The sequence below is a fragment of the uncultured Maribacter sp. genome (assembly GCF_947496775.1).
Lineage (GTDB): Bacteria > Bacteroidota > Bacteroidia > Flavobacteriales > Flavobacteriaceae > Maribacter_B.
This window is the reverse complement of the sequence record NZ_CANMDU010000005.1, coordinates 76,099-90,579: the sequence shown is the minus strand read 5'-3', so window position 1 is coordinate 90,579 and position 14,481 is coordinate 76,099. Positions and strand designations below refer to the sequence as shown.

Below are 14,481 nucleotides of genomic sequence, written 5' to 3'. Positions count from 1 at the left end.
AAAAACAATGAAAAATTTAAGAATATTAACAGTGATGTTAGCAATCGCATCAGTAATCTTTACTACTACCTCTTGCAAAGACAACAAGAAAGAACAAAGTAATGTTAGCGAAGACCATTCAGAAATGAACCACGATAATAGCGATGGTCATCACGAAGGAGAAAAAAAGGAAATAGCTATGAGTGGCAATCAAGATGGCAATGCAGAATCAGTTTTAAAAGACTATTTCAGCCTTAAAGGTGCTTTGGTTAACGATGATAATGAAAAAGCAAAAGGACTTGGTACTACTCTGGCAAAAAGTTTTGGAAACCTTGATACTTCAAAATACTCTGATACTCAAAAAAAAGAATTAAAAGAAATCATCGAAGATGCTACGGAACACGCTGAGCATATTTCAGAAAGTGATATCAAGCACCAACGGGAACATTTTAAAATTTTAAGCAAGGATATTACAGATATGGTTGCTATTACAGGAACAGCAACTAAATTATATGAGCAGTTTTGCCCGATGTACGATGGTGGAACGGCTTGGTTAAGCACCAAAGAAGAAGTAAGAAACCCTTACTATGGTAGCAAGATGTTGAAGTGTGGTAAGGTACAACGAGAAATAAACTAAATGAAGATTCTAAAAGTCATTACAATTATTGCATTGGTCGTTCTTGTGGGTATACAATTTGTACCAACAGAACCTAATCAAAATGATGTAACACCACAAACAGATTTTATGTTGGTCAATGAAGTACCAATTGCTATCCAGAATCAGTTAAAGGTGTCTTGTTACGATTGCCATAGTAATAACACTAGCTTTCCTTGGTATAATAAGGTACAGCCAGTTGCTTGGTTTTTAGAAAATCATATTAAAGAAGGAAAAGCCGAACTTAATTTCAATGAATGGAAAAACTATTCTAATAGGAGAAAAAATAGTAAGCTACGCTCAATTATTAAACAAATTGAAAATGGAGAGATGCCTATGGATAGTTATACGCTAATCCATAGAGGTGCTAAACTGGATTCTCTAGCAAAAAATGAGATTATTAATTATATGAATAATTTGAAAATAAAAAATTAAGTCCTGATTTGGGAAGGTAAATTCTTTGATGGTTGGTTAAAAGACCTTCCCGCATCAGGTACAATATAAGTTATATGAAACATACTTATCACATACACGGAATGACCTGCAACGGCTGTCGAAATCACGTAGAGCAAACACTTTCTAAAGTGGAAGGCGTGACTAATGTTTCGGTAAATTTAGAAAAAGCTGAAGCATCTATCGAAATGGAATCTCATATTCCTATCGAGACATTTCAAAAAGCAATGCAAAATGATGGTGGTTCTTATAGCATACATAAATTGGGAGAACATCATAAAGCGAAAGAACCCAAAGAAGAAAAGCCTAAAAGCAAAGGAGCTGGTACATTTTATTGCCCGATGCATTGCGAAGGCAATAAAACCTATGATAAATCTGGCGATTGTCCTGTATGCGGAATGGATTTAGTAGAAGTACAAAATTTGTCAATTACATCATCTGAGCAATGGACGTGTCCAATGCACCCTGAAATTGTTAAGGATGAAGCTGGAGCTTGTCCCATTTGTGGAATGGATTTAGTGCCTATGCAACCAGACCTTTCCGCAGAAGAGAAGACCTATAAAAAGTTACTTAAGAAATTCTGGATAGCTGTAGCTTTTACGTTACCTATTTTCTTAATCGCAATGAGCGAGATGATTCCCTACAATCCATTATACGATGTAATGGAGCAAAAATCGTGGAACTGGATTCAGTTTGCACTTTCAATCCCTGTCGTGTTTTATGCTACTTGGATATTCTTTGAACGTGCCTATAAAAGTATAATAACATGGAATCTTAATATGTTTACCCTTATCGGGATAGGTACTGGAGTGGCCTGGGTTTTTAGTGTTTTTGGGATGCTGTTCCCTCAAATATTTCCACAAGACTTTTTAACCGATTCAGGAACTGTATACGTTTATTTTGAGGCGACCACCGTTATTTTAACTCTAGTATTACTCGGTCAGGTACTTGAGGCACGTGCGCATAGTAAGACCAATTCTGCAGTCAAGGAACTCTTAAAACTCGCGCCCAATAAAGCCATTAAGGTAGTAGATGGAAATGAAGAGGAAGTTTCCATCGATCAGATAGAGAAAGGAGATATTCTTAGAGTGAAACCGGGTGATAAAATTCCTGTAGATGGTAAAATTACCGAAGGCGAAACTACTGTTGATGAATCAATGATTTCGGGAGAACCTATTCCAGTTAATAAAGTCGAAGATGATAAAGTAAGTAGCGGTACCATAAACGGTAACCAGTCGTTCTTGATGGAAGCCGAAAAAGTAGGTAGCGATACGCTGCTGTCCCAAATCATAAAAATGGTCAACGATGCTAGTCGCAGTCGCGCACCTATTCAGAAACTGGCAGATACGGTTTCAGGCTATTTTGTGCCAGTAGTCATATTTATTGCGGTCATAACCTCTGTCATTTGGGTAATCTGGGGGCCAGAACCTGCGTATGTCTATGGGTTTGTGAATGCCATTGCCGTATTGATAATCGCTTGTCCGTGTGCTTTAGGATTGGCCACACCTATGTCTGTAATGGTAGGCGTTGGTAAAGGCGCTCAAAATGGCGTGCTTATTAAGAATGCCGAGGCTTTGGAAAAAATGGACAAAGTGGATACACTTATCGTTGACAAAACCGGGACGATTACAGAAGGAAAACCTACCGTTGAAAAAGTAGGGTCCTTTGATGAGAGTCGCTTTCGCGAAAGCGAAATTCTACATCTTATCGCATCTCTAAACAGTTCCAGCGAGCATCCATTAGCCGAAGCTACAGTGAAATACGGAAGGGAGGAGAAAACCAAAATATCAAAAACCGAAAATTTTAGCGCAGTAACTGGAAAAGGCGTAGAAGGAACAGTTGCAGGTAAGAAGCTCGATTTGGGAAATGATAAAATGATGGAATATGCTCAGGCCAAAATTACCTCAGAAATGGAAGCCGAAGTGAAGTCATTCCAAAAACAGGGAAAGACGGTTTCCTACTTGGCAGTAAATGGCGATGTTGTTGGCTATGTGGTTATTGGCGATAAAATAAAAGAAACGAGTGCAAAGGCAATCAAAGAGTTACAGGATAAGGGTATCGAAGTAATAATGCTCACAGGGGATAATCACGATACTGCACAAGCAGTAGCATCAAAACTGAATCTTGCGGATTTTAAAGCTAGTATGCTACCTGAAAACAAGTTACAAGAAGTTGAGAAATTGCAGAATGAAGGGAGGATACTTGCAATGGCAGGAGATGGTATTAACGATGCACCTGCTTTGGCCAAAAGTGATGTAGGTATTGCTATGGGTACTGGAACAGATGTCGCTATTGAAAGCGCAATGATAACCTTGGTTAATGGCGATTTGTACGGTATTTTAAAAGCAAGAAAGTTAAGCCATAAGGTGATGCGGAACATCAAGCAGAATCTCTTTTTCGCTTTTATCTACAATACTTTAGGCGTACCTATTGCAGCAGGTGTTTTGTTTCCGTTTTTCGGAATTCTGTTATCACCAATGATTGCAGCCTTAGCAATGAGTTTTAGTTCAGTTTCTGTAATAGCAAATGCGCTCAGACTCAAAACAAAATCAATTAACTAATCAAATACTTATAGAATGAAAAATACTATCATCCTTTTGTCTCTAATCATTTTAGTCTCTTGTAAAGAAACTTCAAAAGAAGCGCAAGAACTAAAAAATGGAGAAGCCACAGAGCAAAAAGTAACAACTGTTGAACCAGTCAAGAAAAAGCCTTTAAGCCCTCATACCTCTGCAATGGCAATGGTAGGTGATGCACATATTCACATAGACTATTCTTCGCCGGGTGTTAGAGATAGAATTATTTTTGGTGGTTTACTGGCGTATGACCAAATATGGCAAGCAGGAGCGCATATGGCAACGTGGATAGAAACCAATAAAGATTTACAAATTGATGGCAAAACACTTCCTAAAGGCAAGTATGGGTTTTTTACAATTCCCTCAAAAGATAATTGGATTATCATTTTTAATTCTAATTGGGAGCAACACGGCAAAGATGAATATGACGAGAAAAATGATGTGTTGCGATTTAAAGTTACCCCTAAAATTTCCGAAGAAATCAAAGAACATTTAGAATACAAAGTAACAAAGACTACCGATAATTCAGGAACAATTAGCTTGAGTTGGGAAAAGGTTCTTGTTGAATTTCCTTTTGAAGTAAAATAAAATGGTCAAAAGAAAAACAGCACTTAAAATAAGAAAAGCGCATCGCTATCTGGGTATCTTTTTAGGTATTCAGTTCTTGATGTGGACGATTAGCGGAATGTACTTTAGTTGGACGGATATTGACGAAATACACGGAGACCATTTTAAAAAAGAAATTCCTGACCAAACCGCATTTTCAGATTTAGTGGGAAGTTCTCAACTAAATTTTCAGGAACCTATTAAATCGTTAGAATTACTTGAAATAGCAGGTACACCCTTTTACTGGATTAATGAGGCTGTGCTTTATAATGCACTTACAGGAACAAAGAAAGAGGAGCTCACAGAACAAGAAGCAATCAAAGTAGCAGAACGCTATATGTTGTCGAATTTAGAATTTGACCAAATAAAGAGAATTGAAACAGTGGGAGAACACCACGAGTATCGTGGAAGGTCATTGCCAGCCTATGAGATTTCATATAAAACAGATGAAAATTTAAAGGCTTATGTGGCGATTAAGAATGGAGCTTTTCAGACTGTACGTCATCGCAATTGGCGTTGGTTTGATTTCCTCTGGATGACACACACTATGGATTATCAAGGAAGAGACAATTTTAATACTATAGTATTAAGAGCTTTTTCACTTTTAGGATTGATAACAGTTCTCAGTGGTTTTTTGCTTTGGTTTACAAGTTCCCCTACAGTTAGAAAAATTAAAAAAAGTTTAAAATGAAAAAGAACATCTTATATCTAGGTATTGCAGTAATCATAGGATTACTTGGCGGATATTTATTATTCGGAAATAGTACGGAGAGTACAGGTCAAGCAGTAGATAATCACGACCATTCAGAGGCCTCTGCTAATCAAATGTGGACGTGTTCAATGCATCCACAGATTATGCAGCCAGAACCTGGCGACTGTCCAATTTGTGGAATGGATTTAATTCCTGCCGAAACTGGTGCGGAAGGTCTTGCTGCCAATGAAATTAAAATGACCGAAAATGCCTTGGCATTAGCTAATATTCAAACCAGTATTGTTGGGAGTGTTGCAACTTCTGACGAAGACGGTATGATTTCGCTCTCTGGTAAGATTGCTGAAAACGAAGAAAACAACGCTGTTCAAGCAAGTTATTTTGAAGGTCGCTTAGAGCGGTTGAATGTTAGCTATGAAGGACAAAAAGTAAATAAGGGACAATTATTAGCTACTATTTATGCACCTAATCTTGTAGCTGCCCAGCAGGAACTAATTACAGCAGCGTCATTAAAAGAATCGCAACCGGCTTTATATAATGCAGTACGTAATAAATTAAAACTTTGGAAACTTTCAGAAAAGCAAATTAGCAGTATAGAAGCTTCAGGAAAAGTGCGCGAGAACTTTCCAATCTACGCAACCGTTTCAGGAACGGTAGCTATGGTAATGGCAGCAGAAGGCGACTATGTAAAACAAGGTCAACCCATTTTAAAAGTGAGCAACCTAAATTCGGTTTGGGCAGAATTTGATGCCTATGAAAATCAAATTTCGCAGTTTAAAAAAGGGCAGAAAATCAATGTTACCACAAATGCATACCCTAATAAGAAATTTGATGCCGTCATTACATTTATAGACCCTGTTCTTAACAATCGCACTAGAACTGTAACTGTTAGAACAACGCTTAAGAATAAAGAAAATTTATTCAAACCAGGGATGTTTGTCACAGGGAAAATAAAAAGGACAATGCAGAATTCCGAGGAATCGTTAAGTATACCTGCCAGTGCTATTTTATGGACAGGAGAACGCTCTTTGGTGTATGTTAAAACAAATCCGAATGAAGCTGTTTTTGAAATGCGAGAGGTTACTATTGGCATTCGTAATGGAGACAATTATACAATTACTACAGGATTAGAAAATGGAGATGAAATAGTCACTAATGGTACTTTTACTGTAGATGCAGCTGCGCAGTTGCAAGGTAAAAAAAGTATGATGAATAAATATGGAGGTAGAACAATGACGGGTCACGAAGGACATTTAGGAATGCAAGAAACTTCGATGGAAAGTAAATCTAATACAGTTCCTATGATGGAAATGAAATTATCAGAAGCATTTCAAAGTGTGTTTCAATCTGCATTACAACCCTATTTTAAAATGGAAGATGCTTTTGTAGTCAGCGATGCAAGTCAAGTTTCTATTTTAGCTAAAACCACGGCAGAAAAACTAAAAGCTATTGGAGTAAATAATTTAGGTAAGATGGAAAAGTCACATTTGTCTAAGAGTGTTGAAATGTTGGGTGCGATTTCTTCTAGTCAAGATATAGAGAGCCAAAGAAAATACTTAGTGATTTTAAACGAAAATATAGTAGTTCTTGCGATGAATATCGAATCGCCTACAGAAACACTCTACGTTCAAAAGTGTCCTATGGCTGATAACTATAAAGGGGCCATTTGGTTAAACCAAAAAAAGGAGATTGAAAATCCATATTATGGTGAATCAATGCTGTCTTGTGGCGCCATAGTGCATGAAATTAAATAAACTTTTACTATATCTAAAAAAAATGCCGTGAAGAATACTTACAAGTCAATAAGCAATAGCTCAGGAGAGAAAGTGCTATTTCTAAAAAGAATGAAAAGGAAATACTTCATTTCCCAACTAATAAATTTTAAATGGTACTTTTTCTAAAAAAGAAATTGAGATTTAATGAATACAACTGTTATAAAAGCGAATATTAAAATAATCAACCATACTGGGGTTTACTGTTCCTAAATTAAAAATCACAAAATGAGTTATTCAAATTTTAAAGACCCTATTGGTTTACTTAAGCGAATGTTGCTTTCTGGAAACAAAACTGCTTATTTCATTTTACTGAGAGAATTTTGCGCTAAGCTAGCTGTACCTTTTGATTTGTTATTGCGAAATTCTGAAAAAAGAAAATTAAATGAGTCGCAAGACTCATCCCTGCCTATTATATTAGTTTTAGGAGGTTCAAGAAGCGGAACGACCCTTCTTTATCAAACTTTAGAACGATATTTAAACGTTAGTTATATTAGTAATTGTATTGCATTTTTTATTAATTCTCCAATATCTGCATTTAAATTGTTTCACAGATTAATTCCTAAAGCAGCAAAGAGTAGTCAAAGCTATTTCGGCAGTGTTCAGGGTTTTGGAGGGCCAAATGACGCATTTTTTTTATGGAACAGATGGTTAGGCGATGATAGAAATTATGCGCCTGAGGATATAAGTGAAGAATCAAAAGTAGAAATGAGAGCCTTTTTCAATTCCTGGTTGAGAACAACAAAAAAACCATTTCTAAATAAGAACAATCGAAATTCACTTTGCGCCCCAATGTTTGACAAGATATTTCCAAATATTTTCTTTGTTGAAATTTATAGAAACCCAGTTTTTGTTGCTCAGTCTATTATTTTATCACGTAGAACGGTTCAGGGGAGTGATAAAATTGGATGGGGGCTGCTCAGCAAAGATTCTGAAATCAATGATGATTCTTTGGCCTATATTGATGACATTTGCCAACAAGTATATGAAGTTGATCAGCTACTTGCGAAAAACAGAGCTAAAATTGATCCCAAAAAATATGTTAGAGTCTCGTATGAGGATTTTTGTGAAAACCCTAGTGCTATTATTGAATTGGTTGGTACTAGAGCTCTAGACCAAACAATATATGATACTAGCCTTGTGAACCTAAAATTTTCAAAGGCATCTAACGGGCAACGATTAACGGATGAAGAATTTAGTCGTATTAAAAGTTGTTTAAAGAATCTTTACAACAAAAAAAATGAATAGCTTAAAATGATTTCATAAAATCACCTCTTTGTTAGTGTAGTATATTTTGTAAAGATAACCTTGTATCTAGCCTATATGTACCAGTTTCAATATGCATAGTTTCAGGTACATCTAAAGAGTAGTTATCTGTTAGGGAAAAAATACTTTTTGTCCTAATCGTGTAAGTATTTTAGCATCTTTGCCTCCAGAGAAGAGTATCATAGGGTTCATGAATTGTGCAAAAACCTACCTAAGTAATTTAGAAAATACTTCTCGATTAGGCTTTTAGTTTGTGTTTTATACATTTTAGAACCAATGTTACTGACTCTTCAACAGAAAGATTAGAAGTGATTTCTAAATCGGGATTTTCAGGAATTTCGTAGGGAGCAGAAATACCAGTCATATTCTTTACTTCACCAGCTCTAGCTTTTTTATACAAGCCTTTGGGATCTCTACGTTCACATTCGGCAAGATCTGTATTGACAAATACCTCAAAAAAATTATCAGAACCAACGGTTTGCTTTATGTTTTCTCTATCTTTTATATATGGAGATACAAACGCTGCTAAAACAATACACCCTGCATCAATGAACAATTTGGATATTTCACCTACACGTCGGTTATTTTCAGAACGATCTTCAGGTGAAAATCCAAGATTTCTGTTTATTCCTTTACGGATATTATCCCCATCAAGTACATATACGTGCATTTTTTGTTTATACAAATGGTTTTCAAGCGCATTTGCAAGGGTAGACTTGCCGGAACCTGACAGACCAGTAAAAAGCACTAGAAAAGAGCCATGTCCATTAAGGATCTGGCGTTGTTCTCTTTTTATTTTGAATTGATATTCTACTAAATTGTTTCCCATTTAAAACTTATTTAATTAATGTAAATAACAATACTTTCGTGATAGGTAATATGAAAAATTCGTTGAAGAGCCCGTTTTATCTATAAGAGTTTATTATTTTAATAATTCAGTATAGAAAAACAATTTATATCTCGATATCGCAGTAGTTTTAGGCTTGATTGTGGAGGCTATCTATTTATTTGGTAAAAATAATGTAGATAGAACTAAATAGGAAATTCTAGATAGTTATAATCATTCAGAAGCATCTGCTAATCAAATGTAGACGTGCTCGATGTACCCGCAAATTATGAAACCTGCCCTATTTATTGAATGGATTTAATTCCTTAGGAAACTGGCGCAGAAGGTCTAGGTTCAAATGCTATTTCAAAAATGAAAATGAATTTACCAAAGGCATTTCAAACAGTATTTCAAGTTGCGTTAAAACTTTTTTTTAATGGAGGACGCTTTTGTAATAAGTGATGCGAGTAATGTATCTGCTTTGGAAAAAAATAGATTTTACAAAAAAATCAATGTTATCGAAACTGGTGATTTAGGTAAAATGGATAAGTCACATTTAGTTAAAAGTATTACAATGTTGGATACAATTTCCTCAAGTAAGGATTTAAAAACCCAAAGAGGTTATCTATTTATTTTAAATGAAGATATAGTTTCCAAAGCGATAAATATAGAGTCACCTTCAGAACCCTTATACGTTCAAAAATGTCCTATGACCAATAGTAATAAAAGTGGAATGTGGTTAAGTAAAGAAAAAGAGATTAAGAATCCATATTACGGTGAAGCAATGCTGTCTTGTGGAAGTACCATTGATTCATTAAAATAAAACTTTGCAACTGAGTTGCACGAAAATATTTTTATATTTGTTGCTTGAAATATTTCGCACTCATATTATCAATTTACTTTTTGGCACTTAACTTTGCAACTTGCAAAGATAATTTAGCGCTTGATAATAAAGTTAAAACAGAAGTTGTAGAAGCTTTTGGTGACGACCATCAGCACCAAGATTCAGATTTATGTTCGCCTTTTTGTATTTGCCAATGTTGCCATATAAATGCAACATATTTTCAATTTGCAGATTTAAAATTTAATTTTCCTTATATATCTACTCAAGATTTTCTTTACTTAAACGGTACAGAAAAAGATTTCACTACTTCAATTTTACAGCCACCAAGGGCATAATTCAGTTTTTTTAAGGATAACTATATCCAATTTCAAGCCTATCATGGCTCTTTTCATTTCGAGTAATTCTAATTTTCATGTTAGAATTATATCGAGAAGTTTAACTGAATTAACACACTTTCTATGATTAATAAAATCATTGATTTTTCAATCAATAACAAATTCATCATTGGTTTGCTAACGCTTACCATTGTTGGAGCAGGTATTTGGAGTATGACCCAAGTACCAATCGATGCTGTTCCAGATATTACCAACAACCAAGTACAAGTCATTACACAAGCACCAAATTTAGGAACAGAGGATATTGAGCAAATTATTACCTATCCTGTAGAGGTTGCAATGAGCAATCTGCCTAATGTTCAAGAAATTCGTTCCATTTCTCGTTTTGGCTTATCAGTTGTTACCATTGTTTTTGACGATGATATGGGAACATATCTGCCACGTCAATTAGTCGCTGAAAAACTCAACGACATCAAAGGACAAATTCCTGAAGGGTTTGGAGAACCTTCTATGGGTCCTATTTCATCTGGTCTTGGAGAAATATATCAATATACACTTAAAGTCAAACCAGAATACAAAGACAAATATTCAGTTACTGATTTGCGTACTATGCAAGATTGGATAGTACAACGTCAAATGGCAATGGTTGAGGGTGTTGTTGAAGTTAATGCTATTGGTGGAAAAATTAAGCAATATGAAGTCGCCGTCGATCCAAATGAGTTGCGAGCAATAGGCTTAACAATTACCGATGTCTTTAAGGCGTTGGAAAACAATAATCAAAATACAGGTGGTGCATATATTGAAAAAAACCATCAAGCTAATTTTATTCGTGGCGAAGGCTTAGTGCGCAGCTTGGATGATATTAAAAAAATCACAGTAAAAAACACCAATAATATTCCTATAACTATTGGCGACATTGCCAAAGTGCAATTTGGTTCTGCTATTCGTTATGGTGCATTAACACAAGATGGCGAAGGAGAAGTTGTAGGTGGTTTGGTAATGATGCTTAAAGGAGCAAACTCAAACGATGTTATCGAGAATGTAAAAGAGCGAGTGGCTCAAATAGAAAAGTCATTGCCAGAAGGCGTGATTATTGAACCTTTATTAGACCGAAGTAAATTAATAGCAGAAACTACTTCAACTGTAGCAACAAACCTTATTGAAGGCGCATTAATAGTCATTTTTGTTCTTATTTTCTTATTAGGAAACTGGCGAGGTGGTTTAATAGTAGCTTCAACCATTCCATTGTCTTTGTTGTTTGCCTTTATATTGATGAATGTATTTGACGTGTGGGCAAATCTAATGAGCTTAGGTGCGATTGATTTTGGAATCATTGTAGATGGAGCAGTAATAATAGTTGAGAGTACAGTATTTCTCATTACATCCCAAGTACTAAAAAAGAAGAGCCTTACAGCAAAAGAAAGAGATAAAGTGGCTTCAAATGCTTCAAAAAAAATGATGAATGCAGCCTTTTTTGGTCAGCTAATTATTCTAATTGTTTTTCTTCCAATTTTGGCTTTACAAGGTATTGAAGGGAAGATGTTTAAGCCAATGGCATTGACTTTCATTTTTGCAATGATTGGTGCAATGGTTCTTTGTTTGACGTATGTGCCAATGATGTCTGCCTTGATTTTAAGAGCACCAAAAAATGACAAACAATCGTATGGCGATAAATTTGTGCTTTGGGTAGAACGTAAATACCAGCCTTTATTAGAAAAAGCCTTAAAAAAAGGAAAACTAATAATAGGTGTTTCTGTTGTTTTATTCGGTATTGCAGTCTTTATGTTTACGAGAATGGGTGGCGAATTTATACCACAACTCGATGAAGGCGATATTGCGTTTCACGCCATTTTAAAACCTGGCAGTTCCCTTACAGAAACTATTGAAACGACTACGAAAATTGAACAAATTGTAAAAACAAAGTTTCCAGAAGTTGAAAAAATTGTAAGTCGAATTGGTGTTGCCGAAATTCCAACAGATCCCATGCCGATGGATTTAGCCGATGTTTTTGTGATTCTGAAGCCAAAAAGCGAATGGACAACAGCCACTACAAAAGATGAATTGATAGAGAAGATGAAAGAAGCGGTTGAAATCGTTCCAGGCGTTAACTATGAATTTACACAACCTATCGAAATGCGCTTCAACGAATTACTAGAAGGTGTTAGAGAAGACATTGCAATAAAACTTTATGGAGAAGATATAAATGTACTGTCTCAAAAAGCAGAAGAAATATCCAAAATTATTGCAGGTACAGAAGGCATTGGCGATATGAAAGCGGAAGCCACAACAGGTTTGCCACAAATGACCATTACGTACAATAGAAATAAATTAGCCCAATACGGACTGCAAATAAATACGTTGAATCAAATTGTTCAATCTGCTTTTGCAGGCGGTACAGCAGGAATTATTTTTGAAGGCGAAAAGCGATTCGATTTAGTGGTAAGATTAAATTCTCAAAACCGAAAGGATATTTCAGATGTACAAAATTTATATATCAACTTACCGTCTGGCACTCAAATTCCACTTCGGGAAGTTGCAGATATAAGCTACAAAGCAGGACCAATGCAAATAAGTAGAGATAACACTAACAGAAGAACCTATGTTGGTATTAATGTAAGAGGACGTGATGTAAAATCTTTGATAACTGAAATAAAATCCAAGTTAGATGCTAAATTAGAATTGCCAACAGGCTATTTTATTAGGTATGGTGGTGCATTTGAAAACTTAGAACGTGCCAGTAACCGTTTGCAAACTGTAGTTCCAATTGCGTTATTACTCATTTTTGTACTTATTTATTTTGCTTTAAAATCGTTGCCACAAACCTTAATGATTTATATCGCAATTCCTATGGCAACCATTGGTGGTGTAGTAGCATTGTGGCTCAGGGATATGCCATTTAGTATTTCCGCAGGTGTAGGTTTTATTGTTTTGTTTGGCGTTGCTGTTCTTAACGGTCTGGTAATGATAAGCGGACTGAATGAACTTAAAGAAGAAGGTGTTACCAATCTTAAAGATAGAATTATTGAAGGTGCAAAACGAAGAATTAGACCAATTATGTTAACCGCTTTTACAGATGTTTTAGGCTTTTTACCTATGGCAATTTCGGCATCAGCTGGTGCAGAAGTACAACGACCTTTAGCAACGGTTGTAATTGGTGGTTTATTAACGTCTACATTATTAACATTGTTCGTTTTACCAATATTATATCATTGGGTAGAAAATAAATCATTCAAGTTTAGAGCAGACAAAAAAGTAATTACAGTTACTGCTATGATAGCTTTTATGTTTTTGTTACCAATAACAGGAAACGCCCAAGAAGTTAACGATACGTTGCCGATTATTTCAATGAATGAAGCGGTTAAATTGTCAAAAGAAAATTTTCCGCTTTTAAAACAAAAGCAATTAGAAATTAGTAGACAAGAGCAGTTAAAAAGTACAGCTTATGATTTTGGTACAACTCAAGTTTTTACAGGAGGCGAGGAAATTAATAGCGGAAATGGTATTTATACGACTATCGGAATTGGTCAAAGCAACATTGATGTGTTTGGTATTTCTGCAAAAAAGCGATTGCAAGAACAACGCATTCAACTAGCTCAAAAAGCGTTTCAACTTTCAGAATTAGATTTAGAATTGGAAGTAAAAAAGGCGTGGGCAAATGCCTTGCAGAGTAAAAGGAATTATAATTTATACAAAGAGTTAGATTCTATATATACCAACTTTGAAAAAGCAGTAGCATTGAATTATGAAGTAGAAGCTATTTCAAGGTTAGAATATTCAGCAGCTAAAAATCAAGCCTTACAGATTCAAAATAAATTTATGCAATCTAAAAGTGAATATGATATTGCGTTGCAACAGTTAAACTTATGGCTGGTTTCTGATACATTCTATACTGTTCCTAATGATTTTGAAATTACTAATGAAATTGATGTTGATGCTTTTAACCTAGAAGAACATCCCTTATATGGTATAGCACAATTACAAGTAACAGAAGCAGAAGCAACATATAAGGCTGCAAGAGCTGATAATTTACCCAAGTTAAATCTTCAAGGTGGATTACAAAACGTAAATGGAAATTCAGGGTTTTACACCTATCAAGCAGGTATTTCAATTCCTTTTTTGTCAGGTACTAATAAAGCAAAAGTTAAAACCGCAAAAATTGATACTGAAATTGCCGAAACGAACATTCAGTTCAAAAAACAAGACCTACAATCCAAGTTTATACAATCAAAAGAGAATTATCAAAAATGGAAGACGTCTTGGTTTTTCTATAAAAATGAAGTGTTACCACTTGTGAAAGAGCAAAAAGTGGGTGCTTTATTTGCCTATAAAGAAGGAGAGATAGATTATACAGGATTTACACAACTCATAAAAGAAGCTATTCAATCTGAATTACAAGCTCAAGAAGCATTAATAAATTATTTAGGAAGTACATTTCAACTACAATATTTTAATAAATAAGA

Annotated in this window: 11 protein-coding genes; 10 read left to right on the top strand and 1 reads right to left on the bottom strand. The window is 35.1% G+C overall.

Features of this window, described 5'->3' with window-relative positions; genetic code table 11:
• Positions 1–7: 7 nt before the first annotated feature.
• From Q0856_RS09810 to Q0856_RS09780, 7 genes are all read left to right on the top strand, one after another.
• Entirely contained in the window at positions 8–616 is a 609-nt protein-coding gene (locus tag Q0856_RS09810; protein ID WP_298504559.1) for a DUF3347 domain-containing protein, read from the top strand.
• Positions 617–1,069, top strand: coding sequence for a heme-binding domain-containing protein (locus Q0856_RS09805; RefSeq protein ID WP_298504556.1), 453 nt, complete (start codon positions 617–619; stop codon positions 1,067–1,069).
• A 74-nt stretch (positions 1,070–1,143) separates the two neighbouring features.
• Entirely contained in the window at positions 1,144–3,648 is a 2,505-nt protein-coding gene (locus Q0856_RS09800; RefSeq protein WP_298504553.1) for a heavy metal translocating P-type ATPase, read from the top strand.
• A 15-nt stretch (positions 3,649–3,663) separates the two neighbouring features.
• Entirely contained in the window at positions 3,664–4,251 is a 588-nt protein-coding gene (locus Q0856_RS09795) for a DUF2911 domain-containing protein (protein WP_298504550.1), read from the top strand.
• Position 4,252: 1 nt separating this feature from the next.
• Positions 4,253–4,960, top strand: coding sequence for a PepSY domain-containing protein (locus Q0856_RS09790; RefSeq protein ID WP_298504548.1), 708 nt, complete (start codon positions 4,253–4,255; stop codon positions 4,958–4,960).
• Positions 4,957–6,732, top strand: a complete 1,776-nt coding sequence (locus tag Q0856_RS09785; RefSeq protein ID WP_298504545.1) for an efflux RND transporter periplasmic adaptor subunit — start codon at positions 4,957–4,959, stop codon at positions 6,730–6,732. Before Q0856_RS09790 ends, Q0856_RS09785 begins: the two co-directional genes overlap by 4 nt.
• 246 nt (positions 6,733–6,978) lie before the next feature.
• A complete protein-coding gene (locus Q0856_RS09780) occupies positions 6,979–7,998 on the top strand; it encodes a sulfotransferase (protein WP_298504543.1) in 1,020 nt (339 codons plus the stop codon).
• A gap of 256 nt (positions 7,999–8,254) precedes the next feature.
• On the opposite strand, the gene cysC is transcribed toward Q0856_RS09780, so the two are convergent.
• Positions 8,255–8,845 carry an adenylyl-sulfate kinase gene (gene cysC / locus Q0856_RS09775; RefSeq protein WP_298504540.1) on the bottom strand — a complete coding sequence of 197 codons (591 nt, stop codon included), beginning with the start codon at positions 8,843–8,845 and terminating at the stop codon, positions 8,255–8,257.
• A gap of 433 nt (positions 8,846–9,278) precedes the next feature.
• On the opposite strand from cysC, the gene Q0856_RS09770 reads away from it, so the two are divergent.
• The 3 genes from Q0856_RS09770 (at position 9,279) to Q0856_RS09760 (ending at position 14,479) form a co-directional block, all read left to right on the top strand.
• Positions 9,279–9,665: a hypothetical protein gene (locus tag Q0856_RS09770; protein WP_298504538.1), complete on the top strand. Its 387-nt coding sequence runs from the start codon at positions 9,279–9,281 to the stop codon at positions 9,663–9,665.
• Between the two features lie 44 nt (positions 9,666–9,709).
• The gene (locus tag Q0856_RS09765; RefSeq protein ID WP_366139606.1) at positions 9,710–10,021 is read left to right on the top strand and encodes a DUF6660 family protein; all 312 of its coding nucleotides are present in this window, start codon (positions 9,710–9,712) and stop codon (positions 10,019–10,021) included.
• Between the two features lie 123 nt (positions 10,022–10,144).
• Positions 10,145–14,479 (top strand): CusA/CzcA family heavy metal efflux RND transporter, encoded by a 4,335-nt coding sequence (locus Q0856_RS09760; protein ID WP_298504532.1) that lies wholly within the window; start codon positions 10,145–10,147, stop codon positions 14,477–14,479.
• Positions 14,480–14,481: the final 2 nt, after the last annotated feature.